The sequence below is a fragment of the Martelella sp. AD-3 genome (assembly GCF_001578105.1).
Classification (GTDB): domain Bacteria; phylum Pseudomonadota; class Alphaproteobacteria; order Rhizobiales; family Rhizobiaceae; genus Martelella.
In genome coordinates, this window is the sequence record NZ_CP014275.1 from 1,669,051 (window position 1) to 1,692,968 (window position 23,918).

The 23,918-nt window shown below is 61.2% G+C and carries 23 protein-coding genes; 14 read left to right on the forward strand and 9 right to left on the reverse strand.

The features are described 5' to 3' along the window. Positions 1-21: 21 nt before the first annotated feature. Positions 22-318 carry a HigA family addiction module antitoxin gene (locus AZF01_RS07710; RefSeq protein ID WP_024709040.1) on the reverse strand — a complete coding sequence of 99 codons (297 nt, stop codon included), beginning with the start codon at positions 316-318 and terminating at the stop codon, positions 22-24. Positions 319-335: 17 nt separating this feature from the next. After that, the gene (locus tag AZF01_RS07715; RefSeq protein WP_024709039.1) at positions 336-617 is read right to left on the reverse strand and encodes a type II toxin-antitoxin system RelE/ParE family toxin; all 282 of its coding nucleotides are present in this window, start codon (positions 615-617) and stop codon (positions 336-338) included. Between the two features lie 92 nt (positions 618-709). Here AZF01_RS07715 and AZF01_RS07720 point away from each other — a divergent pair, with 92 nt between their 5' ends. The 7 genes from AZF01_RS07720 to AZF01_RS07750 are packed head-to-tail and all read left to right on the forward strand — an operon-like array spanning position 710 to position 7,765. Next, on the forward strand, positions 710-1,306 hold the full coding sequence (locus tag AZF01_RS07720) for a tail assembly protein (protein WP_024709038.1): 597 nt from the start codon (positions 710-712) through the stop codon (positions 1,304-1,306). An 18-nt stretch (positions 1,307-1,324) separates the two neighbouring features. Further along, complete coding sequence (locus tag AZF01_RS07725) at positions 1,325-4,522, forward strand: host specificity protein J (protein WP_061449659.1); 3,198 nt, start codon at positions 1,325-1,327, stop codon at positions 4,520-4,522. Beyond that, the gene (locus tag AZF01_RS07730) at positions 4,519-5,373 is read left to right on the forward strand and encodes a hypothetical protein (protein ID WP_024708615.1); all 855 of its coding nucleotides are present in this window, start codon (positions 4,519-4,521) and stop codon (positions 5,371-5,373) included. Before AZF01_RS07725 ends, AZF01_RS07730 begins: the two co-directional genes overlap by 4 nt. Then, positions 5,373-6,017 carry a DUF4376 domain-containing protein gene (locus AZF01_RS07735; protein WP_024708616.1) on the forward strand — a complete coding sequence of 215 codons (645 nt, stop codon included), beginning with the start codon at positions 5,373-5,375 and terminating at the stop codon, positions 6,015-6,017. The genes AZF01_RS07730 and AZF01_RS07735 overlap by 1 nt, the downstream gene beginning before the upstream one ends. Before the next feature lie 4 nt (positions 6,018-6,021). After that, a complete protein-coding gene (locus tag AZF01_RS07740; protein WP_024708617.1) occupies positions 6,022-6,288 on the forward strand; it encodes a hypothetical protein in 267 nt (88 codons plus the stop codon). A gap of 3 nt (positions 6,289-6,291) precedes the next feature. Beyond that, positions 6,292-7,416, forward strand: coding sequence for a hypothetical protein (locus AZF01_RS07745; RefSeq protein WP_024708618.1), 1,125 nt, complete (start codon positions 6,292-6,294; stop codon positions 7,414-7,416). Next, positions 7,409-7,765 (forward strand): hypothetical protein, encoded by a 357-nt coding sequence (locus AZF01_RS07750; RefSeq protein WP_024708619.1) that lies wholly within the window; start codon positions 7,409-7,411, stop codon positions 7,763-7,765. The genes AZF01_RS07745 and AZF01_RS07750 overlap by 8 nt, the downstream gene beginning before the upstream one ends. A 39-nt stretch (positions 7,766-7,804) precedes the next feature. Here the strand turns inward: AZF01_RS07750 and AZF01_RS07755 are convergent, their stop codons facing one another. Then, positions 7,805-8,164 carry a VanZ family protein gene (locus AZF01_RS07755; RefSeq protein ID WP_024708620.1) on the reverse strand — a complete coding sequence of 120 codons (360 nt, stop codon included), beginning with the start codon at positions 8,162-8,164 and terminating at the stop codon, positions 7,805-7,807. 122 nt (positions 8,165-8,286) lie between these two features. On the opposite strand from AZF01_RS07755, the gene AZF01_RS07760 reads away from it, so the two are divergent. Genes AZF01_RS07760 through AZF01_RS07770 form a run of 3 tightly spaced genes read left to right on the forward strand, consistent with a single transcriptional unit; the run spans position 8,287 to position 9,986 of the window. Further along, on the forward strand, positions 8,287-9,231 hold the full coding sequence (locus AZF01_RS07760) for a glycoside hydrolase family protein (RefSeq protein WP_024708621.1): 945 nt from the start codon (positions 8,287-8,289) through the stop codon (positions 9,229-9,231). After that, positions 9,228-9,650 carry a hypothetical protein gene (locus AZF01_RS07765; RefSeq protein ID WP_051424081.1) on the forward strand — a complete coding sequence of 141 codons (423 nt, stop codon included), beginning with the start codon at positions 9,228-9,230 and terminating at the stop codon, positions 9,648-9,650. Before AZF01_RS07760 ends, AZF01_RS07765 begins: the two co-directional genes overlap by 4 nt. A 12-nt stretch (positions 9,651-9,662) precedes the next feature. Next, positions 9,663-9,986: a hypothetical protein gene (locus tag AZF01_RS07770; protein WP_024708623.1), complete on the forward strand. Its 324-nt coding sequence runs from the start codon at positions 9,663-9,665 to the stop codon at positions 9,984-9,986. 118 nt (positions 9,987-10,104) lie between these two features. Here AZF01_RS07770 and AZF01_RS07775 read toward each other — a convergent pair whose 3' ends face one another. Both AZF01_RS07775 and AZF01_RS07780 read right to left on the reverse strand, forming a co-directional pair. Then, positions 10,105-11,127 carry a diguanylate cyclase gene (locus AZF01_RS07775; protein ID WP_152534554.1) on the reverse strand — a complete coding sequence of 341 codons (1,023 nt, stop codon included), beginning with the start codon at positions 11,125-11,127 and terminating at the stop codon, positions 10,105-10,107. 104 nt (positions 11,128-11,231) lie between these two features. Beyond that, positions 11,232-12,583 (reverse strand): IS3 family transposase gene (locus AZF01_RS07780; protein WP_152534477.1). Its coding sequence is split into 2 segments (ribosomal slippage): positions 11,232-12,245 and positions 12,248-12,583, totalling 1,350 coding nucleotides; the frame shifts between segments, so codons are not numbered across the junction. A 258-nt stretch (positions 12,584-12,841) separates the two neighbouring features. On the opposite strand from AZF01_RS07780, the gene AZF01_RS23905 reads away from it, so the two are divergent. Both AZF01_RS23905 and AZF01_RS07800 read left to right on the forward strand, forming a co-directional pair. Next, on the forward strand, positions 12,842-12,988 hold the full coding sequence (locus AZF01_RS23905; RefSeq protein ID WP_156484726.1) for a hypothetical protein: 147 nt from the start codon (positions 12,842-12,844) through the stop codon (positions 12,986-12,988). 744 nt (positions 12,989-13,732) lie between these two features. Continuing rightward, positions 13,733-14,566, forward strand: coding sequence for a DNA adenine methylase (locus tag AZF01_RS07800; protein WP_081725775.1), 834 nt, complete (start codon positions 13,733-13,735; stop codon positions 14,564-14,566). 28 nt (positions 14,567-14,594) lie between these two features. Here the strand turns inward: AZF01_RS07800 and xerC are convergent, their stop codons facing one another. Beyond that, complete coding sequence (gene xerC, locus AZF01_RS07805) at positions 14,595-15,668, reverse strand: tyrosine recombinase XerC (protein ID WP_024708115.1); 1,074 nt, start codon at positions 15,666-15,668, stop codon at positions 14,595-14,597. A 95-nt stretch (positions 15,669-15,763) separates the two neighbouring features. Here xerC and dusA point away from each other — a divergent pair, with 95 nt between their 5' ends. Beyond that, positions 15,764-16,783: a tRNA dihydrouridine(20/20a) synthase DusA gene (gene dusA / locus AZF01_RS07810; protein ID WP_051424059.1), complete on the forward strand. Its 1,020-nt coding sequence runs from the start codon at positions 15,764-15,766 to the stop codon at positions 16,781-16,783. 393 nt (positions 16,784-17,176) lie between these two features. Here dusA and alaS read toward each other — a convergent pair whose 3' ends face one another. The 3 genes from alaS to AZF01_RS07825 form a co-directional block, all read right to left on the reverse strand. Continuing rightward, positions 17,177-19,831, reverse strand: coding sequence for an alanine--tRNA ligase (gene alaS, locus AZF01_RS07815; protein WP_024708117.1), 2,655 nt, complete (start codon positions 19,829-19,831; stop codon positions 17,177-17,179). 163 nt (positions 19,832-19,994) lie between these two features. Then, positions 19,995-21,077, reverse strand: a complete 1,083-nt coding sequence (recA, locus tag AZF01_RS07820) for a recombinase RecA (protein WP_024708118.1) — start codon at positions 21,075-21,077, stop codon at positions 19,995-19,997. Between the two features lie 158 nt (positions 21,078-21,235). Beyond that, positions 21,236-22,891: a SulP family inorganic anion transporter gene (locus AZF01_RS07825; RefSeq protein ID WP_024708119.1), complete on the reverse strand. Its 1,656-nt coding sequence runs from the start codon at positions 22,889-22,891 to the stop codon at positions 21,236-21,238. A gap of 166 nt (positions 22,892-23,057) precedes the next feature. On the opposite strand from AZF01_RS07825, the gene AZF01_RS07830 reads away from it, so the two are divergent. Continuing rightward, positions 23,058-23,912 (forward strand): GyrI-like domain-containing protein, encoded by an 855-nt coding sequence (locus tag AZF01_RS07830; RefSeq protein WP_024708120.1) that lies wholly within the window; start codon positions 23,058-23,060, stop codon positions 23,910-23,912. Positions 23,913-23,918 lie beyond the last annotated feature (6 nt).

Genomic DNA, 23,918 nt, shown 5'->3' on the forward strand with positions numbered 1-23,918 from the left:
GTCCAAAGCGCGCAGATCAATCTAGGCCGCTTCGATTTCCGGAATTCTGTCGAGCTCGGCCTTCATGGCTGCGGCTTGTGTCTTCAGATCATAGCTTGCCTGCATGTTCAGCCAGAATTCCGGGGTCGTGCGGAAGAACTTCGCCAGACGAAGAGCCGTGTCGGTGGTAATGGCCGTCTGTTCCGTGACGATCCGCTCGATGCGCGTGCGCGGCACATGAAGCCGCTTTGCCAGCGCGCCGGCGCTCATGCCGAGCGGGACCAGATATTCCTCGCGCAGGATCTCGCCAGGGTGAACCGGGGGCAGAATGGTGTTCATGGCCTTTCCTTTCAGGGTCAGTGATAGTCGACGATCTCGACATCTTCGGCGCCGCCTTCATGCCAGACAAAACAGATCCGCCATTGGTCGTTGATCCGGATGGAATGCTTCCCCTGCCTGTCGCCCTTGAGGGCTTCAAGCCGGTTGCCGGGCGGCGATCTCAGATCGTCCAGCACATGCGCGCTATCGATCATGGTGAGCTTGCGAATGGCGGACTTTACCAGATTGGCCGGAAACCCCTTCGGCGCTTTTCCTGAAGCGACCTTCTCGGTTCTGGCGTCTTTGAACGTCCGGATCATGCACGGCTCCACTGTCTGGTTTGTATCATAGCGCGATACGCTTCTTAGTCAATCATAATGTATCATATGACGATACAAATTTGAGATATCCTATGCTCCGTAAAATCCACCTCCACGGCGAACTCGCCCGGCAGTTCGAACCGACCTACCAGCTCGACGTCGCGAGCGCAGGCGAGGCGGGCCAGGCGCTCGCCGCCGTCGTGCCAGGCTTCCGGCAATATGCGGCGGACAGAAACTTCCGTGTCCTGCGCGGAGATCCGGAAACCGGCATGGCGCTCGGGCCGGATGATCTCGACTTTCAACTCGGGCAGGCCGATCTGCATATCGTTCCGGTCATCGCGGGCGCGGGCAATCGCGGACTTGGCAAGATCATTGCCGGCGTTTTCCTGATCGGGGCGGCCTTCATGTTTCCGGGCGCGATCACCGGCATCGGCATTGGCGGCTCGACGATCGGCGGGGCGATGAAGGGGCTCGGCGTGGCGCTGGCCATGGGCGGGCTTGGTCAGATGCTGTCGCCGGCGCCGAAGATCAATAGCAATAGCGGCGAGGACCAGTCCTCCTATCTCTTCAGCGGCGGCGCCAATGTCACGACCGAAGGCGGACCCGTGCCGCTGGTCTATGGCCCAAAATTCCGCGTCAAACCGGTGCTGATCGCCGCCGGGCTTTCCACCGAAGACGTGGCCATCTGAGTTACCGGAAACAATCTCATGCATGATTTGCGCATCTCCGGCCGTGGCGGCGGCAAGGGCGGTAAGAGCGGCGGCTCGGGCGGTTATAGCGAAGCGGCGAACACGCTGCGCTCCAAGCAGACGCTACGGCTTCTGTTCCTGGTCAGCGAAGGCGTCACTGGCGGGCTGAAGGACGGGGCGAAGTCGATCTTCTTCGATGACGTGCCGGTCCAGAATAGCGACGGCACCTTCAACTTCGAGGGCGGCTCGTTCGAAACCCGCAATGGCTTTCACGACCAGGCGGCCCTGTCCGGCTTTCCGGCCGTCGAGAACGAACAGGGCGTCGGCGTCGAGATCAAAAAGGATCTGTCGGCAACGCGGGCAATCGCCAATCTTGCGGCAACGGCTGTGCGCGTTTCCATTCAGGTGCCGCAGCTGATCTTCACCGATCCTGACAATGGCAATGTCAAGGAGAACGCGGTCGACATCGCCATTGATCGCCGCACGGAAGACGGCACATGGAGCCAAGTCCGCACCGATACGATCTCGGGGAAATGCACCTCGCCCTATGTCCGGGCCTACCGGATCCCGCTTGAGGGGACCGGGCCCTGGTATATCCGCGTGCGGCGGCTTTCCGAGGATGCCAATGGCACGACGTCCAACAACCAGACCTACTGGTCGTCCTACACGGTGATTGAAGACTACCGGCTGACCTATCCCGACAGTGCCGTGATGGGCGTGACGCTTGATGCTGCAGAATTCGGCGGCGGCGCCATTCCGACGGTCTCGGTTGACTGGGCCGGGATCGAGATTGCCGTGCCGTCGAACTATGATCCGGAGGCGCGGTCTTATGCCGGTGTCTGGGATGGCACGTTCAAACGCGCGGTCACCGATAACCCCGCCTGGATTTTCCACGACCTTGTGGTCAACGACCGTTATGGCCTCGGCCAATATATCGATGTCGGGCAGGTGTCCAAATGGGCGCTCTACGAGATCGCACGCTATTGCGACGAAGCGGTCGATGACGGGTTCGGGGGGAAGGAACCGCGCTACACCTTCAACGGCGCGATCACCTCGCGCGATGAGGCGATCAATGTGCTGACGGCCTTTGCCGGCGTGTTCCGGGGCATGGTCTACTGGGGCACGGGCGCTGTCACGGCGGTCTGCGACAAGCCTGCCGATCCCGTCAAACTGGTGACGCCCGCCAATGTGGTCGATGGCACATTCAGCTATCAGGGATCGGCGCTCTCGGCCCGCCACACGCAGGTGCTCGTCCGCTGGTTCGATCCTGCAAACAATTATATGCCGGCAATCGAAGTGGTCGAGGATGCCGACGCGGTGGCGCGGTATGGCTCGCGCCAGACCGAGATCCAGGCGATCGGCTGCTGTTCGCGCGGGCAGGCGCATCGTTACGGGGCATGGCTGCTCGATACGGAACAGAATTCGACCGAGGTCGTGACCTATCGGGCCGGGCTTGATCATGCCGATGTCGCGCCGGGCGATGTGGTGCTGGTCGCCGATCCCTCCTATGCCGGCGTGCGCTATGGCGGCCGGGTGAAGGCGGCGTCCGACGATCTGGCGGCGGTCACGCTCGATGCGCCGGTGACGCTGGCAGACGGCGATGCCTATACGCTCACGGTAGTCATGCCGGACGGCAGTCTCGCAGACAGAACAGTGACAACCGGGGCAGGGGAAACGGAAACGCTTGCCCTGTCCTCGGCCCTGCCGGATCGCCCGGTCGCCGGCGCGATGTGGATCCTGACAGGCTCGGATGCCGCGCCGCGCCCGTTCCGGGTGTTGTCGATCACGGAAAACGACAAGCACCAGTTCGATGTCTCGGCGCTGATCTATGATGCGACCAAATGGGATCGTGTCGAGAAAGGCCTTGAGCTCGAACCGCCATCCTTCTCGACCTATCCGACCGGGCCGCTTCTGGCACCCTCCGATGTGACCGTTGCGGAATATCTCTATCTCGCCGGCGGTGTCTCCGCCCGTGGCGCCGTCACCATCGGCTGGAGCGCGCCGAACGATACGAGGGCCACGCTCTATGAAGTCCAGTATCAGGGACAGGGCGGGATCTGGCTTGCTGTCGGGACCACGGAAAGCGTTTCGATCGATCTGCAGGATCTCGATCCGGGGATCTACAGTTTTAGGGTTCGCTCCGTCTTTGCGGCGCTCAACCAGCGCTCGCCCTGGGCAACGCTGGACGCGGTCTATCTGGCAAGCGTGCTGTCGCCGCCGGCCAATGTCGAGCGCTTCAATATTGCCGTGATCGGCGATGTTGCCACGCTGACCTGGTCGCCGGTGACCGCGCTCAACCTGTCGCATTACGTGATCCGCTATTCGCCGGAGCTGACGGGGGTCTCCTGGCGCTCCTCCGGTGCCCAGCTCGATCATGTCGATGCGACCAGCGTGCAGATCCCGACGCGGCCGGGCACCTATCTGATCAAGGCGGTGACGCGGCAGGGGGTGGAAAGCCCGGTCGCGACCATGATCCAGACGATGGTCGGCGCCACGCCGATGAATGCGGTCGAACGCTTTGTCGAACAGCCGGCCTGGTCGGGATCATTTGACGGCTGCCGGGCGGGCGAGCCGGGATTGCGGCTTGCAGAGGCGGAAGCGGGCGGGCTGTTGCCCTCCGGCACTTATGTCTCTTCCCGCACGATCAATCTCGGCTCGGTCTATACGTCCCGGGTAACGCCGGTTCTGTCGGTCTACGGGCAGGATGTCGATGACACGATGTCGAAATGGCCGGTGCTGAGCGCGCTCGACGGCATTGTCGGCGCGGATGCGTCGAAGTGGAATGCGATCATGGAGATGCGCACCACGGATGACGATCCGGATGATGCCGGCGTGCACTGGTCCGACTGGCGGGAAGCGGCAACCGGCGATGTGGCGGCAAGGGCCTATCAGATGCGGCTGATCCTCTCTTCGGTCGATGACAACATCACGCCGATCGTCGCACGGGCGGAACTGACCGTCGACATGCCCGACAGGATCCTGAGCGGTAACAATCTCGCCGTGCCTGCGCAGGGAAGACGGATCGGCTTTGACCCGCCTTACTTCGGCCTGACCGGGCTTTCGGTCTCGGCCCAGGGGCTTCGCTTCGGCGACTTCTACGAGATCGCAAACAAGGATGAGAGTGGCTTTGACATCGTGTTCAGGGATCAGTCCGGCACGCCTATCGAACGCACGTTCGACTATGTCGCCGCCGGCTACGGAAAGGTGCATGCATGACGCAGTATAACAACGTGACGATCGATCCGACCGTCACCAATGGTTCGCAGCTTGCGGCCAATATCAACAGCTTTCGGGCGGCAAACCTCTCACTGCATAGCGGCGTGGAGCGTCCGGCCTATGCGACCGGGGGGACGATGTGGATCAGCACCGCCTCCAAACCGTGGAAGCTTTACGTCTTCGACGGGGCGGCCGATGTCGCGATCGGGGAGGTGGATCCGGACGGGCACGGCTTTCTGAGCGCCGGCGGAACAGGCTTCACCAACGACCTGATGACGTCCCAAAATGCGGCGGATGCCCGCAACAGGCTCGGCGCTTATGCCAGAAACGGCGGAACACTCAGCGGCTATGTCCGGGTGATGTTCGATGGCGCGACGCTGGCCTCGTTCCAGGCCAGCGGTGAGAGCGATGCCCGGATCGAATTCCGCTCCAACAATGGCGGCAACAGCTATGTCGAGGTCGGTCAGCGCAGCAATGGCGATGGCTTCATCTGGTCGCGGGGACGGGAATATACCTTCGGCAGCGATGGCCGGCTCTCAAACGGGAGCTGGAACATCTACGCTGACGGCAATGTCGGGGGCTCGGTATGGGGCAACTGGGGCAGTAACGATGCCTTCAACGCCATCTCCAACCGGATCGAAAGCAGGGCATCGGCTTATGCCATGGGCCGGGCCGCCGCCGGCGCCCGCGTCCAGCACGACAGCGGCACTTATGAGATCGGCACGGTCCAAACGACCGGCAATACGGTCGACTGCCCGGCCGGCATGTTCATCACCGGCCTGCGTTGCCAGAACTATGACTGGGCGGTGCGCGAGATCTATGTCCGGGCCAAATATGCGAGGAACCAGTAATGGCGACAACACTCACGCCCGACAGCGCCAATGCGCTCAATCCGGATCTCGATCACGATACGCTCGGCTATCTTCTGTCGCTGGCCTATCCCGGCGCAGAGCCGGGCAAAGACTTCCGCACGGGTCATATTGTCGATGACGACACCGGCGCGCGCGTCGGCTCCGCCGTGATCCTCGACTGGCAGGTCGATGCTGCCTTTCCGACACCGGACGATCTCCACGCCCTGCTTGATGCGCATCACGATGCGGTCGAGGCCTTCGCCCGGGAGCGCGCTAACCGCGCGCATCGCCATGCCGTCGATGCCGAACGCGACCGTCGGATTGCGGCGGGTTTTGTCTTCAACGGCGTCCTCTACCAGTCCCGGGCCGCAGACCGGGAGAACATTGCCGGCGCGGCGACGGCCGCCCTTGGCGCCATGATCGACGGCGCTGAGGCCGGCGACTATCGCTGGCATGGCGGCGCCAGTGACTTTGTGTGGATTGCCGCCGATAACAGCACGCACAAAATGGATGCGGCGACCCTCTATGCGCTTGGCCAGGCGGCCCTTGCCCACAAGCAGGCGCATATCTTTGCCGCCCGGGCGCTGAAGGATCTGTCTTCGATCCCGGCCGACTTCGCCTCAGACAGACACTGGCCGGAGTAAGACCATGCCATCCCTGACAATCGGACTGAGCCTTGCGACCATGCGGCCGCCGGGGCGCGGGCGCTGGTGGGCGTCCGCCGCCTTTCCGGCCGTCGACGCCGAAACGGGTCTGACGTTCGGCCCGGCCGCCAATCTGGATTTTGGCGGCAACCGTTACGCCATCACCGAAGGCTGGTGGGAACTGCCGGCTTATGCGGCGGGCGATGCCGACGGGATCGGCAGATCGCCGGCCGCCATTCTTGATTTTTCCACTGACAGATATGCGAGGTGAACCATGCGAAACGCTGGTTTTGCGGAGATGATTGATTTTAGCCGGCCCGGCTCGGCGACCTATGTCGGGGCGGATGGGTTGATCCATACGGCTGCGGCCGATGTGCCGCGCTTTGACTATACGAATGGGCGGCGGCAATTGTTGCTGGAGGGGCCTGCAACGAACCTGCTGACCTACTCTACTGGCCTGGGAGGTCTCGGCAGCTCAAGATGCGTTTCCACTTCCGGTTATCTTGCTCCCGATGGCTCAATGAATGCCGTCCGGAGCGTTTGTACAGGAGAAACAGATCCGATCCTGGAGCGTGGCGTATCAATAACGCCCTCCGCAGAAACACAGACGTTCTCTGTATGGCTCCGCGTTGTCGATGCCGTAGGCTTAAAGCCTATTGTCCGATTTTACGCATATGGAGCGACCGGTCTGGAGAGTTTGACGTCAGCAGTTAGTGAGGAACTAACGGACGAATGGCGACGGTATAAGTTCGCAGTCAAATGGCCCGAAGACATGGTCAGCACGACTATCCGGTGGCGCTTCGACCCGTTCGATAATTCCATGATAGGGGATAGCAACTCAAATACGCCCCCTGAGGGCGCAGCAATCGAGCACTGGGGCTGGCAGGTTGAGGAAGGCGAACACGCGACGTCCTACATCCCGACCAGCGGCAGCGCCGTCACTCGCCCCGCAGAAAACGCGCGGCTTTCCAAGCCTATCGCTTCGCTCTTGCAGCGAGATGAAATGAGCCTTTTGGTGCAAGGGCAGGGCTTCTCCAATGGCGGGGGGCGAATTGTTGGCGACAACCTGTCCAGAAGAGTTATCGGGTTCGGCCCAAATCCCGGCGTGGTTTATATCGGGAATAACAACGCGATAAATCTTGGGACGCTCACAAGCCCGCTGCCGCCTTTTGGGGTCGCGGTGGCAAATAGCGCTTCCAAAAACAGCAAGCACGGGAGCCTCAACGGCGATCCGGTCGTATCCAACTCCTACCGAATCGATAGCGCGTTTGAGACAGTATTCCTGGGCCGAGACGGCAGTCCGTTTCGCTTTGCCCCTGGGTGGTTTGATCAAATGGTGATCTGGCCATTCCGGATGTCGGATACCGACCTCAAAAGACTGGCGGTGCCCTATGCGTGATGTCTTTCTGAAGTTCGAAGATCATGCTGAGGCATTGGCCGTTCTCAATACAGCGAGCCTAGCGGTTCCAGCCGAAGAGGGGGAGGCGGCCCGCCTTGGCTACCGCGATACCGGCCTGCCGGCGGGCATGCTGGCGCTCAAACCCGTGGGTGCGGATTGCGACGGTCTCGTCTATGCCCCGACCGGCGAGACCGTAACCGGCGGCGATGGCATCGCCTATCCGGAGATGGCGGCCGTCGACGGCTACCACGTCAATCTCCGTCTGGCCGACGGCGCGTCGCTGCCGGCGGCACTGGTGGCTCATGTGGTCGCGCCGGAACCGGCAACGCCGGCCGAACGCTTTGCCTGAGTGACTTGCTGCGCCTATCGGATGACGCACTTGTGAAGCTTATCGGAGGGCCCGGTTTGTATAGCTCAGTCGGATGCGGTTGAGCATATACCCAAGTGCAATTCCGGCAGCTGCGCCGACGGCTTTGATATTGGCGTCGGCAATCCTGGGGTGTCGCGTCGGTGCAAGATGCTGCAGCGCTTCGATGGCGAAAGAGCCCAGCAGTACGAAAATGGCCGCATAGAGCCAATGATTCGGAAACGCCAACACGAACAGCATGCCGAGAAGCACGAAGGCCAGTGCCCGGTCAATATCAACCGGCAGAATATCGTTCGGCCGTAAGCCGATCGGAGAGATCGTTGCAAAGACGATAAAGGCCAGCACGCCGATGGCAAGAGTGCGCAGGAATAATGTTGTCATAGGTTTGTCACACTAGGCCATAGGCGAGCCTTGGCAAGTGTCAAATTGGTAATGGGCTCACGTATGGCCACGACAAGCTGAGTAACCGGGCGTCGCCCGGAAAACCCAAGGGAAAACCAAAAATGGAAATCACCACGGTCTCCGAGCCGGGGGCAGCCTTCGTGCGCGGGCACGAGGGCGCGCCCACTGTCGCCTATCTCGATCCGACCGGCACACCGACGCTCTTTGCCGGCTTCACCATGAACTCGCCCTATTGCCGGCTGGAACTGGCCAAGATCGGGATCACGCGGATCGTCCCCGGCAAGACGACAATCTCGGTTGAGGACGGCGACCGGATCTTCCGCGCCGTGCTCAATCAGGGCTATGCGAAAGAAGTCGTCGCCAACTCGCCGGCGGATCGCACGCAATATCAGCTCGATGCCGCAACCAGCGCTGCTTATAATCTCGGCGGCCGCGTGGTCAGCAAATGGCGCTTCGGCAAGCTCTGGCGCGCCGGCAAGGTCAAGGCGGCGGCCGATTATCTCGCCTCGCATTACAACACCTCGAAGGGAAAGCGCTTACCCGGGCTTGTGCGCCGGCGCAGGGAAGAGGCGCTGCTGTTTGAACAGGGCGTCTATACCGGTGTGGATGCTTCCGCGCCGGAGGCCATTCCGCGAAAGGTCACGAACACCGCGCCGGAAACAGGCGATCCCGTCGTGCGCGATGTCCAGACCATGCTGACGAAACGTGGCTTCGATCCCGGCGCGATCGATGGCTGGTTCGGCGAGAAGACAAAGGCCGCCGTGCTCGCCTATCAGATGGCGCATCCGCATCTCAAAAATGACGGCATCATCGGTCCAGCGACCATCGCCCAGCTGCGCCGCGACATGAAAGCCGTGAAGGATGCCGCGCAAAAGTCCGGGGCCTCGGCTGCGGTAACCGGCGCGCTCGCCTGGGCGTCCGGCCTGCCGGTCGGCTGGATCGTCGGCGGCGTTGCCGTTGCCGCAGCACTCTGGTTCGCCTGGCGCTACCGCGATGTCATCGCGCGCCGGATCAACACACTGACCGGTCACGAGGTGTGGGTATGATTGCCGCACTCGTGACATGGCTCGCCAGGCTCGGCGCAGGCGGTCTTCTCGACCGCGCCGCCGACCTGATCGAGCAGCGGGCAGAGCTTCAAAACGACAGCAAAAAGATCGAGGCGGAGCTGACGGCGGAATATCTGCGGCAGGTGGTTGCCGAGACCCGCGAGATGGCGGCGCTCAACAAGGCGAAGTTCGCCGTGCCGTGGTTCTGGCTGTTTGCCGGCTTCTTCCTCGTGCCGCTTGCCGTCTGGTGGGCGGCGATCTGTCTTTACAACATGCTCTGGTGCCCGGACTGCATCTATGCGCAGCCCTGGACGATCGCCGCCTTTCCCGCCCCGCTCGATGCCTGGGCGGGCAACATGATCCAGTGGGTCTTCTATGTCGGCTCGGGCGTTGCCGGGTTGCGCGCAATCATCAAATAACGAGGGCAGGGCATGACGGTCGATCTCGCGCGTCATCTGGGAGAGGTTCAGGGCAAGCTCGATGCCCTGATCCGCAAGGTGGACGAAAATCGCAGCGGCAATGATGAAATCCACGACCGTCTGAACACGGTCGAGCACCAGAACGAACGTCTGCTCGAGCAGAACAAGGCCCTGTCGCAGCGCATCGGTGAAACCGAGGAGTTCGTCGCCGAATACCAGAAGATCAAGCAGATCGGCCGGGGCTACATCCTCGGCGCCGCCATGGCCGGGACCGGGTTTGGGGTGTGGCTTTCCGATGGGCTGATGCAGGTACTGAAGGCGTTGAAGGGTGGGTGACTATGGATCTCTTGAGAGTTCAACCAGCGGCCAATCTTGCCAGAGAATAAATAGGATGCTTCTGTCGATTTGGTTGAGGCAGTTGTCATAAACGTCCGTTGACCTCAGACCTCAGACCTCAGACCTCTGATTTCATGATTGCATCTCTACCGGCATCCTTCGCCTGATAAAGCGCTTGGTCCGCCTTTTTTACAATGCTGCTGAGAGGGCTGGCCCCATCTTCAGATGCACTTACGCCTGCACTGAACGTCACGCCGATATTTTCTCTCCCTAGCGGGAAAGGGTTTTGACGGAGCGTATTCTGAATACGAGCGGCTGTTCGGTCCGCCTGATCGATGGTAGCGTTTGGCATAATTACGACGAATTCCTCTCCGCCATAGCGAATGGCCAGATCCGTTTCCCTGACTGACGAAGAAATTACTGCCGCGATATGTTGCAGTACGCGGTCACCAACGTCATGACCGTATCTGTCATTCAGATTTTTGAAGTGGTCGATATCGATCAGTAGGATTGCGAACGGGCTGCTGGCGCGACCATTAAACCGGTTGTACTCGAGTTTGTCGAACAGGTAGCGGTTACCAATTTTCGTTAATGCATCGGTCTCCAAATCTGACGTAACTGTCTTCAGGTGTGTATGATAGTTTACTTCAAGGCAAAGGAATTTGCCCGCTATCATTACGCCAAGAAAATTAGCTATCAAGAAGGGCAACGCGTTTGTTTCGAAAACGGGTCGAGCTACTTCAAACGGCAAGATAAAGAGCGTAAAAGCCGGACAGAAAGCCAAGATTCCTAGCGCGCAGAAGCCCCAGAAATCTCTGCGATTGTTCGTAACCTTCCGGTAAATGATGCTGAGGGCCGAGGCTAGTGCGATACCAACTATCCCGGCGAACATGGCTTGCCCACCGATAAAGAACCGGGCTGTTCCCGCCAATAGCAGAGACATCAGGGCTGCATAGGTTCCACCGAAGGGGGCGGCTATTATCAGCATTACATAGCGGCCATCGATCCTGACGCCAGGCACTACCTCCGCTGGGGAGAACATAGCGGCAGTTGCGGCAAGTCCGAATAGAGCGCCATATGCCAAAGAGTTGTACCGAAGGCTCCTTTTAGCGCGCAACAGGATGCTGAAGATCACTATCACAACAGCGGTTAGCCCCAAGCTGTTGGTCAGTGTCCGTCGTCGAATGATTATGGACAGAATGGGGTCTGGCTATCAGGAGAGATTGGCTCGTCTGATGTGTTGATTTAAGCCGCGTTTGCGTGGTGTTGCAAGCGTCGGTTTTGAATGGTCTGTTGCTTGATCCTCTTTCGCTGTTTCAGGATTTCGTCTCCTCTGCCGAAGTAGACATCCGCCGGTGTGAGGTTGCCGAGGCTCTCGTGGTATCGGCGATTGTTGTAATGGTCGATGAATGCGCCGATCTGCGCTTCAAGGTCTTCGGGGAAGAAGTAATTCTCGAGCAGGATCCGGTTTTTCAGCGTCTGGTGCCAGCGCTCGATCTTGCCTTGGGTCTGCGGATGACCGGGCGCGCCGTGAAGCTGCTCCATCTTCCTGTCCTTCAGCCAGTCCGCCAGGTCTTCGGCGATGTAGCATCCGCCATTATCCGACAGAAGCCGCGGTTTGTGCTCCACCTTGACGCTGTCGCAGCCGGATGCAGAAAGCGCAATGTTCAGCGTGTCGGTTACATCACCCACCTTCATGTTCGTGCACAGTTTCCATCCCACGATATATCGGGAAAAGTCATCGAGGATGGTGGACAGATACAACCAGCCCCAGCCGATCACCTTCAGATAGGTGAAATCGGTTTGCCACATCTCATTGGGGCGAACGGTCTTGTCCCTGAATTCATTGTCCGCCTTGACGACAATGAAGGCTGGCGAGGTGATCAGATCGTGCGCCTTGAGCAGGCGATAGACGGACGCCTCTGATACGAAATAGCTTTTTGTGTCGGTGAAGGTCACCGCCAGTTCGCGCGGGGAGAGCTCCGGCTCTTCAAGCGCCAGCTCTATCACCTCGTCCCTGATAGTATCGGGAATGCGGTTCCATACCCGTGACGGGGCGGATGAGCGGTCCTCCAGCCCCTCAACGCCAAAGCGCTGGAAACGGTCATACCAGCGGTAAAAGGTCTGGCGGGGAATGGCGAGCTGCTCCAGTGTCTTCTTCACCGGCAGGTGCGATTGCTCGACCAGCCGGATGATTTCCAACTTCTCGGATGCGGGGTATCTCATTCTTCTGCGTCCCCATCCCCGATCATGCTTTTTTTGAGCAGGCGCAGCTCCAGCGTCTGCTCGGCCACGACCTCTTTCAGATCGCGTGTTTCCCGACGTAATGCCTTCACCTCATCCGTCGTTGCGGCCCGAGCCGTATCGCCGGCCAGGCGCCGCTTGCCGGCCTCGAGAAATTCCTTCGACCAAGTGTAATACATGCTTTCGGCGATACCCTCGCGGCGGCAGAGCGCGGCGATACTGTCTTCGCCGCGCAGGCCTTCCAGCACAATGCGGATCTTTTCCTCGGCCGAATAGGATTTGCGTGTGGCCCGGCGGATATCCTTGATCGCCTTGTCTGCCGTCGGCTTCTGCTGCCCGGATTTCTGTCTCATCTTCGCTTCCTTTGCGTGCGCTATGATGAGCCAAAACCCTCCCTTATCCGTTAAGCCAGATCTGTCTCAAAGGCGTTGAGACGGAACAGTTGGTCAGAGCTTCAAGCGTAGACGCGGTGAACATTCAATGCGAATCCTGCATAGTAACTCTTGACTTAAAAGATCAGTATATGGCGCGCCTCAAGCGTTGGCCAGTAGGCAAATCTCCGGGGAATGGATCATTGAACGGACAGAAAATTACCTTGTACAAGCTGTTCGGTGAAACCAGGGAATTACGCTGGATACCTGAAGATCAAGCAGATAGGCCGGGGCTGTATCCTCGGCGCCGCCATGGCCGGGACCGGCTTCGGCGTGTGGCTCTCCGATGGGTTGATGCAGGTGCTGAAGGCGTTGAAGGGTGGGTAAGTCAGCGTCCAGTCGGAAGGGCAGGCCTTTCCAGCACTCTGTGGTTCGACACGGAGCCAGTGAATTCTGCAGGACTACTTGTGACGTTGATGTCGCTTCGTTAGTTGCCGCAACCGATGAAGCTCACAGGCCTGCTGAACCCGGGCTTCGGATACCCCTGTAGCCGCCGCGGCAGCCCGAATATCGCCGCCGAGATTGACTATGGCAATCGCCCTGTCGAGCTCGTTGTCTCTCTTGTGTCGGCGGTGCTTGGGCCTGTCTTTATCGGACATGTTCGAAGGACGCTTCGTGCTCATAGCGCCATTCTGATGCCAGCGAAAAGGAAGCCCCCCGCGCCGAGTATTCCAGCATACCAAAACCAGATGCGGTTATAAATCGGCGTTGAACGAAAACAGTAGGGGCATTTCGTTGCCCCCAGCTTCAGAGAGTAGTGACAACTGCAACGAAACAGACGCTTGTTCAATTTGGAGCCCCCAGTCGAGAAAGTGCATGCTTTTTATAGGCGATGAAAAATTCTCGTCAATCTGGGATTGCATCATGATATGAAGGACCGAGGCCGGTGAAGTGAACACTTCACCGGCCTTTTTCTCTGCCCGGATCCCGGGCGGCCTGCAGCCCGGGAGGGCTGCAAACGACGGGTCAGTCGCCAAACATGGTCCCGTCCGGTAAGCACAAAGAATCCTCACCGCACCCGGTTGCCTGCGCAGGCGACGCGGTGTGTGGCAGATTCGGACATATCCCACAATGCAAGGAATGATCTCGGTGCGGCCTGTGTCGCCGCCGGCCGCCTATCTTGGCGGCAAGAAACGTCTCGCCAAGCGCGTATCCTCCCTCATCGAACAGACCCCGCACGATCTCTATGCAGAGCCTTTTGTCGGCATGGGCGGCGTGTTCTTCCGCCGTTCGCTTGCCGCCCGCTGCGAGGTTATCAACGACTATTCGGGCGATGTGATCACGCTCTTCCGGATCCTGCAGCGGCACTATCCGCAGTTCATGGAAGTGATGAAATTCCAGCTCACCTCAAGGCGGGAATTCGAACGGCTCGCCGCGACGGATCCGGCAACGCTCACCGATCTCGAGCGCTCCGCCCGCTTTCTCTACCTCCAGCGCCTCGCCTTCGGCGGCAAGATCATGGGCCGCAGTTTTGGCGTTGAGCGCCACGGCCCGGCCCGCTTCGATTTGACGCGACTGGGGCCGATCCTGGAAGAGGTGCACGAACGCCTCTCCGGCGTCGTCATCGAAAACCTCGACTGGCGCGCCTTCATCGATCGCTATGACAGGGAAGGGGCGTTGTTCTACCTCGATCCGCCCTATTTTGGCTGCGAGACGGATTACAGCAAGGACAGCTTCAAGCGCGCCGACTTCGCCGAAATGGCTGAACGTCTAGCCGGCATCAAGGGCCGGTTCATCCTGTCGCTCAATGACCGACCGGAGGTGCGGGAGATCTTCTCGGCCTTCGAGTTTGCCGACGTGAAGCTCGACTACACGATCGGTAGCGGCGGGCAAAAGCCGGTGGGCGAGATCATCATTTTTGATCGCTCTGATGATGCTGAGAATCGCAACTACCCGCTCTTCTGAGCGGGTGTTCATCCGAGGTGACGCCTGATCAGGCCGTGTCGGGCATCCATTCCCAGTCCTCGTATTTGTCTCCACGCTGACGGATATGGGAATAGCGCTTGAGGGAGACCCATGAGCGGTGGCCGGAGACAGCGGCGGCATGCGGAATGTTGTAGCCGATCTCGAAAAGCCGGCTTATGCCCTCGTGCCTGAGGTCGTGGAAGTGCAGATCTTCGATGCCGATCAGCCGGCAGGCTCTGGTGAAGTTGGCGCTGATGGATTCCGGCGCGTAAGGGAAAATCCGTTCGTCTTTCTGCGCCGCGCGCCTGATGACGGCCATGGCGGGCGCCGGCATGTCGCACCAGTTGTCGTTTCCTATCTTCTGTCCCGGGTTTTTCATGTCTCGCACGAGTACGCGGCTGTTTTGCGCGTCGAGGTCAGCCCAGGTGATGCGGCAGATCTCGTCTTGTCTGCGCGTGGAGAAGAGCGCGAACAGGACGATCTCGTCCATGGGCATGGATTGCGGTGCCTGAATGCTGCGTCGTCGGAAGAATGTTAGGATACGACCGAGCTCCTCGAGTGTCGGCCGGCGATCGCGCTGCCTACTTTTCGAGGTCATGCCCAACCGTTTGGCGACGATCACGCCATCCTGCATAGCCTGTCGATCAAGCGGGTAGCCCCAGGCAGGCCGCGCAATCGCAAAGACAGATGAGAGGTGAGACAGATAGTTGGCGACAGTTTGCGGTTTCTTGTCGATCGAAAGCTCGCGCGCCAGGGCGATGATGTGCGCGCTGGTGATTTCCTCGCAGGGAAGGTCGGCAATGTCGTAACCTTTCAGCGTGCGAAGGACCTGGGCCTTGGTTCTGCCCATGGGGGCTGCGTTTTCCCTGATATATTGGTCGATAACGTCGGCCAGTGTTACGTTTCCATGCTTGGCGCGCTCAAGTCCGCCCGGCTCAAGCAGATCGCCTTCGCGCTTATTCATCCACGCGACGGCGAGCTTCTTGCGGTCAAACGTCTGGCTCTCGCTGTGGACTGTTTTGCCTTTGCGGGTTATGCGGATCTGCGCCGTATAGACGATGAGGCCGGATTTTTTCTTTTTTCGTGCTGTTATCGTGCCCATATTGCTAACGCTTTTTTCGTGTTGCTTAAAATTAGCATTAGCATTCAAAAGAAGGTCTGAAAAGGCACAAAATAGGATAAAAATCCTATATCGAAATGAGCTGGAAAGTGAAAAATAACAGTAAAATCAATAATAAATCGGGAAGGCGCTTCGCGGTTGCACCGATGATGGATTGGACGGATCGGCATTGTCGGTATTTTCATCGGCAGATGATGGCCGGGGGGCAGGTCTATAGCGAGATGATTGTCGCGGATGCGATCCTGCGCGGCGACCGGGACCGGCTGTTGGGGTTTGATGCCGTCGAGCATCCCGTGGTGCTGCAACTCGGCGGCTCCGATCCGCTAAAGCTTGCCGAGGCAGCGAAGATCGGCGCCCGATACGGCTATGACGAGATCGGGCTGAATGTCGGCTGCCCGTCCGATCGCGTGCAATCCGGCACATTCGGCGCCTGCCTGATGCAGACGCCCGGGATCGTCGAGAAGGCCGTGGCGGCGATGAAGGCGGCGGTCGATGTGCCGGTTTCGGTCAAGTGCCGTATCGGCGTTGACGAGCAGGAGCCGGAAACGGTGTTGCCCGATTTTGTCGCCCGCATGGCCGGGGCAGGGGCGGACGCGGTGTGGATCCACGCCCGCAAGGCCTGGCTGAAGGGGCTGAGCCCCAAGGAGAACCGGACGATCCCGCCGCTCGATTATCCGCTGGTCTATCGCATGAAGGCGGAAAATCCGGACCTTTTCATCGGCATCAATGGCGGCATCGCCACGCTTGAGGAAGCGGAAGCGCATCTCGGCCATGTCGACGGCGTGATGCTGGGGCGTGCCGCCTACCAGACGCCGCGTCTTCTGGCCGAGGTCGACCGCCGCCTCTTCGGCATGCCTGGGAAGCCGTTCGATCCGGACGCGCTCTGCCGCGCGATGATGGACTATGCGGCGCGGCAGGTTGGGGAGGGCGTTCGTCTGTCGCAGATCACCCGCCACATGATCGGATTGTTCAGTGGCTATTCCGGTGCGCGGCGCTACCGCCAGATCCTTTCGAGCGACGCTGTCAGGCCCGGCGCGGGCCCCGAAGTGATCGCGGAGGCTTTTGCCGCAGTGGCTTTCGATGCCGAAACGGCGTGACGTTTCGGCATCGTTCGGCCATCAGACAGATGAATAGCTCAGAATCGCGGAGCCGGGAAACGCGGTCCTGGCGTGCTTCCGTTTCTCCGCGAAGCGCGAGAGCGCCCAATCTGTTGTCTTGCGCAATTCAGCACGGAAAGCCGGTATCCACTTTTCCTGGAAACGCTTCGAGGCTGCCGACGAGGCTTGTGTCGCGCCGGTCGTGACCGCATCCGGCCATCCCGCAACTGTCATGCGCGACTTGAGCCGAGCGTGAAGTCGACTTAAGTGATTGAAAATTAGCAGGAAAATTGTCGTTCTGGCCGGGCAAGCCCGAAGGTGCCCCGGGAACGGGTTTGTCAGCAAACCGAGAACCGCGTTTCCAGGAAACGCGGTTCTTTTTTGCAATAGGCCTCAGCCCTTGAGCGTGTTGCGGATGGCGGCAATTGCGGCTTCCGCCTTGTCGCCGTCCGGGCCGCCGGCCTGGGCCATGTCCGGCCTGCCGCCGCCGCCCTTGCCGCCGAGCGCTTCCGAGGCCACGCGCACGAGGTCGACCGCGGAGACGCTGTCGGTCAGGTCGGCGGTAACGGAAACCACGACGCTGGCCTTATTGTCCTCCGCCAGGCTGATGAAGACGACCACGGTGCGGCTCCTGTCCTTCTTGGCGCTGTCGGCAAGACCCTTCAGCTCCTTGGCGGCAACGCCGGAAAGCACCTTGGCGGCAAGCGAGAGGTCGCCGATCCTTTCCGCTTCGTCGGACGGGCCGGAGCCGCCGAGCGCGATCTGCTTGCGCGCTTCGGCAAGCTCGCGTTCCAGCCGGCGCCGTTCTTCGGCAAGGGTCGCGACACGGTTTGCCACCTCGTCCGGCTGCACCTTGAGGGCGGCGGCGAGCGCCTTCACCTTGTCATCCTGCCGGGTGAGGTAGCGGCGCGCATCCACGCCGGTCAGCGCCTCGATGCGGCGCACGCCGGCGCCCACCGCACTTTCGCCGACGATGCGGATCAGGCCGATCTCGCCGGTGGCGCGCACATGGGTTCCGCCGCACAGTTCGAGCGAGTAGGTCTTGCCGGCCTTCTCGCCGGTTGTGGCCGTGCCCATGGAAACGACGCGCACCTCGTCGCCGTATTTCTCGCCGAACAGCGCCATGGCTCCTTCGGCGATGGCGTCGTCGACGCCCATCAGCCGGGTGGAGACCGGCGCATTCTGCAGCACGATCTCATTGGCCATGTCCTCGACCACGGCGAGTTCCTCGCTCGTCATCGGCTTGGGGTGGGAAATGTCGAAGCGCAGCCGTTCGGGCGCGACCAGAGAGCCCTTCTGGGCCACATGCGAGCCGAGCTTCTGACGCAAGGCCTCATGGATCAGATGGGTCGCGGAGTGGTTGGCGCGCAGCCTCGCACGCCGTGCATGATCGACCTCGAGGCTCGCCGGCTCGCCAAGCGAAACCGTGCCCTTCTCGACGTTGCAGTAGTGGATGAAGAGGCCGTTGCCCTTCTTCTGCGTATCGGTCACCCGCAGCCTGGCCGCGTCGGTCGCGATCGTGCCGGTGTCGCCCATCTGGCCGCCCGACTCGCCGTAAAACGGCGTCTGGTTGACGACGACGGCAACCATATCGCCGGCCTCGGCCTTCTCCACGGCGGCGCCGTCCTTGACCATGGCCAGCACCACGCCCTCGGCCTTTTCCGTCTCGTAGCCGAGAAACTCGGTCGCTTCGTGCTTCTCGCCGAGCTCGAACCAGATGGTCTCCGTCGCCGTGTCGCCGGAGCCGGCCCAGTGGGCGCGGGCCTCGGCGCGCTGGCGGTGCATGGCGTCCTGGAAGCCGGTCAGGTCGACATGGATGTCGCGCGCCCTGAGCGCGTCCTGGGTCAGGTCAAGCGGGAAGCCATAGGTGTCGTAGAGCTTGAAGGCGGTCTCGCCGTCGAGACTGTCGCCCTTGGAGAGGTCGCGGGTGGCCTCTTCCAGCAGCGTCAGACCGCGGTCCAGCGTCTTGCGGAAGCGGGTTTCCTCCAGCTTCAGCGTTTCGGAAATCAGCGCCTCGGCGCGCTGAAGTTCCGGATAGGCGCGGCCCATCTCACTGATGAGCGTCGGCAGCAGGCGGTAGATGATCGGCTCCCGGGCGCCAAGAAGCTCGGCGTGGCGCATGGCGCGGCGCATGATCCGGCGCAGCACGTAACCCCGGCCCTCGTTCGAGGGAAGCACGCCATCGGCGATCAGGAAGGCGGAGGCGCGCAGATGGTCGGCGATCACCCTGTGGCTGGCCTGTCGCTCGCCTTCGGCCTTCACCCCTGTCAGTTCGACCGAAGCGCCGATCAGCTTCCGGAACAGGTCGATATCGTAATTGTCGTGCTTGCCCTGCAGCACGGCGGCGACGCGCTCGAGGCCCATGCCGGTGTCGATCGAGGGGCGCGGCAGGTTTTCGCGGCGTTCCGGCGTGATCTGCTCGTACTGCATGAAGACGAGATTCCAGATCTCGATGAAGCGGTCGCCGTCCTCTTCCGCGGAGCCGGGGGGGCCGCCCCAGATATGATCGCCGTGGTCGTAGAAGATTTCCGAGCAGGGGCCGCAGGGCCCGGTATCGCCCATCGACCAGAAATTGTCGGAGGTCGGAATGCGGATGATCCGGTCCTCGGGAAGACCGGCGATCTTGCGCCAGAGCTCGAACGCCTCGTCGTCCTCGTGGTAGACGGTTGCCAGCAGCTTGTCCTTCGGCAGGCCGAACTCCTTCGTAATCAATTCCCAGGCAAGCGAGATCGCCTGTTCCTTGAAATAGTCGCCGAAGGAGAAATTGCCCATCATCTCGAAGAAGGTGTGGTGGCGCGCGGTGTAGCCGACATTGTCGAGATCGTTGTGCTTGCCGCCGGCGCGCACGCATTTCTGCGCCGTCGTCGCGGTCGAATAGGGACGGTGCTCAAGCCCGGTGAAGACGTTCTTGAACGGCACCATGCCGGCATTGGTGAACATCAGGGTCGGGTCGTTATGCGGCACAAGCGGGCTGGAAGCGACGACCTCGTGTCCGTTCCGCTTGAAGAAGTCGAGAAATGTCGACCGGATTTCATTCACGCCACTCATGAGTGCCACGCCCCTTCATATATCGGTGTTGTCTGCCGAGACTTTCCCGGGCTTTTAGCGGCAGGCGTCGCCACTGTCCAGACAGGACAAAACAGCGGCTCCGCAAAGCCGCTGTCAGTGCATCTCACAGGCGCCCGGATCACGCGCCGGACGGAAGCCTCAATCAATCGTCGTCCGTTCCGGTCGCCTGGTTTTCCTCGTCGGTATCCAAAAGGCCCTCGGACAGGAGCCCGGCATTCTGCCGGAGCGCCAGTTCAATCTCTTCGGCAATCGCGGCGTTCTCCCTGAGGAAGGTCTTGGCGTTCTCGCGGCCCTGGCCAAGACGCTGGCTGTTATAGGAGAACCACGAACCGGATTTCTCGACGATGCCGGCCTTCACGCCAAGATCGATCAACTCGCCCATCTTGGAAACGCCTTCGCCATACATGATGTCGAACTCCACCTGCTTGAAGGGCGGGGCCATCTTGTTCTTGACGACCTTGACGCGGGTCTGGTTGCCGACCACCTCGTCGCGATCCTTGACCGAGCCGATGCGGCGGATGTCGAGGCGGACGGAGGCATAGAATTTCAGCGCGTTGCCGCCCGTCGTCGTCTCCGGTGAACCGAACATGACGCCGATCTTCATGCGGATCTGGTTGATGAAGATGACCATGCAGTTTGAGCGCGAGATCGAGGCGGTCAGCTTGCGCAACGCCTGGCTCATCAGCCGGGCCTGGGAGCCGGGCAGGCTGTCGCCCATCTCGCCCTCGATTTCGGCGCGCGGCGTGAGTGCGGCGACCGAATCGACGACGATCACGTCCAGCGCGCCGGAGCGAACCAGCGTGTCGGCGATCTCGAGCGCCTGCTCGCCGGTGTCGGGCTGGGAGATCAAAAGGTCGTGCAGGTCGACGCCAAGCTTGCGGGCATAGATCGGGTCGAGCGCGTGCTCGGCATCGATGAAGCCGCAGGTGCCGCCACCCTTCTGCGCCTCGGCGATGGTCTGCAGCGCCAGCGTGGTCTTGCCGGAGCTTTCCGGACCGTAGATTTCGACGATGCGGCCGCGCGGCAGGCCGCCGATGCCAAGGGCGATGTCGAGGCCCAGCGAGCCGGTCGAGACGGTCTCGATCTCGACGACGCTGTCATTGGCGCCAAGCTTCATGATCGAGCCCTTGCCGAACGAGCGTTCGATCTGGGAAAGTGCTGCTTCCAGCGCTTTGCTCTTGTTCACGGATTTTTCCTCAACGAGTTTGAGTGAATTCTGTGCCATCGACTTTATCCCTTGTTTCGCCCGCCGCCTAGGTGAGGCCCTGATTTACCTATTCGTACTCCATTTGTTCTCTTTTTTCAATCCCCCTCGAAACATTGAAATATAACGGTTTTTCGTCTCGTGTTCGGTTTATGTTTCGGTCGCAAGAGAGGTGTGGATCAACGGTTTTCGCCCGGCCTGTCCGCATCCGCCGCAATCAGCGCGGCGGCGGCATCGAGGTCGGCGCTGTAGGTGACGTGGTTTTCGTCGATGTGATGGGCGACAAGGATGGCTTTCACCGGCGGCGCGACGCCCGTGAGGAGGACGCGGACATTGCGCGCCCGCGCCCGACGGACCGTGCTTTCGAGCACGTTCGCGGCCGAGGAATCCATGTAGGAGACGTCCGAAAGGTCAAGTACGAAGTTCTTCGCCCGGTCGGCGATGCGGTCGAGCACCGAGCCGACGGTGGAGGCCGCGCCGAAGAAGAAGGCGCCGGAAATGCGGTAGACGATCGTGTCGGGGTCGGTGTTGGCGATCGGGTGCTCGCTTTTGGCATTGTAGTCGTCATAGGGACTGACGGCGACATTGCGGCCCATGCGGTCGATGAAGAGCACGGCGCCCAGCGCAAAGCCCGCGACAATGCCTTCGGTCAGATCGCGGAAGACGACGAGCAGCAACGTCACGGTGAGGATCACCGCATCGCCGCGCGAACTCCTGAAGAGGGCCCGGATTGCCGGTTTTTCGACCATGCTCCAGGCGACGACCGCCAGGACGCCCGAAAGGGCTGCAAGCGGAATGAAGCGGGCAAGGGGCGCCGCGACCAGCATGAAGACCAGCAGGAAGAGGGCGTGCAGCATGCCCGAAAACGGGCTGGTGGCGCCGGCGCGCACATTGGTCGCCGTGCGGGCGATCGTGCCGGTGACCGAGATGCCGCCGAACAGGCCGGAGGCGATGTTGGCGATGCCCTGGCCGATCAGCTCCATGTTCGAGCGGTGGCGTCGCCCGGTCATGCCGTCGGCGACGACGGCGGACAGCAGCGATTCGATGGACCCCAAAAGCGCGAAGGCGAAGGCGTCCGGCAGGACCGAGATGACCTTTTCGAGCGAGAGCGTCGGGACCGCAGGCGCCTGCAGACCGCGCGGCAGTCCGCCGAACTGGCTGCCGATGGTTTCCACCGGAAGGTTCAGAAGGGTTGCGGCCAGCGTCGCGACGGCAACGGCGATCAGCATGCCGGGCCAGCCGGGCCTGACCTTTCGGAGCGCGACGATCAGGGCGATGGTGCCGATGGCGATCGCAAGGGCTGCGACATTGGTCGTGCCGACGAACCGCGCCAGATAGGCGATCTTGTCGGCGAAGGGGCCCGGCTCCTTTTCCGGCAGGTCAAGGCCGAGAATGGCCGAAAGCTGGCTGGCGAAGATGATGATGGCGATGCCCGCGGTAAAGCCGACCGTCACGGGGTAGGGGATGAAGCGGATATAGGCGCCGAGCCTCAGATAGCCGGCTGCGATCATGATCAGGCCGGAGAGGATCACCGCCAGCATCAGCCCGTCGACGCCGTGGCGTTCCACGGACGCTGCAACCAGTACGATGAAAGCGCCGGCAGGTCCGCCGATCTGGTGCCGGCTGCCGCCGAAGAGCGAGACGAAGAAGCCGCCGATGATCGCCGCGTAAAGCCCGCGATCGGGGGAGACGCCGCAGGCAATCGCAATGGCCATGGAGAGCGGCAGGGCGACGATGGCAACGGTGAGGCCGGCAATGGTGTCGGCCTTCAGCCGGGAAAGGCCATAGCCCTCCTTCAGGACGCTGACGGTTTTGGGAACGAGACGGGTGGGCATGGCCTGGCAACCTTGCGCGGGGAGGGGATGATCGGTGTATGTTTAGCAAACCTGTTGCCGCTGGCAAGGCCAGCGTAACGATTTCCGGTACGCCGAACAATTCCGCAAGATTTGTCAAACCGGCGTGTGCTTCAACCATACCGCCAAGTGGAAACGGAAAGAAGAGATGAACAACGCCCCGGATTTTCAGACCTATCAGCAACGCCTCATGCGGGTCAGCGCCTATATTCACGACCACCTCGACGAGGAGCTCGATCTCGCCAGGCTCGCCGAAATCGCCTGTCTGTCGCCGTGGCACTGGCACCGCATCTATCGCGGCATCCACGGCGAGACGATCGCCGCGACCGTCAGGCGGTTGCGGCTGCACCGGGCAGCCGGCGAACTCGTCAATTCGGATGCGCCGGTCGAGGCGATCGCGAAACGGGCCGGATCATCCGGCGTACCGGCGTTCACCCGTCTTTTCAAGGCCACCTACGGCATCACCCCGGCCGCCTACAGGACGGCCGGCCGGCACACGATGTTTGATCAACCGGTCCCTGAAAGGAAGCATGACATGTATGACGTCACCCTGCGCGATATGGAAGAGCGGCGGCTTGCGGGCCTCCCGCACCGCGGCTCCTATATGGAAATCGACAGGGCCTTCGGTCCGGCGGCGGGCATGATGGCCGCTGCCGGGGCCCTCGGTCCGCAAACGGAGATGATCGGAATCTACTATGACGACCCCGGTCTGACGGAGGAGAAAGACCTCAATGCCTTCGCGGGCCTCACGCTCGCCGACGGCGCCGATGTGCCGCAAGGGCTGGAGGCCCGCGTGGTTTCGGGCGGTCGCTATGCGGTGCTCACCCACAAGGGGCCCTATGCGGAACTGCACAAGGCCTATCACTGGTTCTACGGCAACTGGCTTCCCGCCGCCGGTCACGAGCCCGCCGACGCTCCGCCGTGTGAAATCTATCGCAACGATCCGCGCGATACGCCGCCCGCGGAGCTGATCACGGAGATCTGCGTGCCGATGAAGGACTGAGCGCGC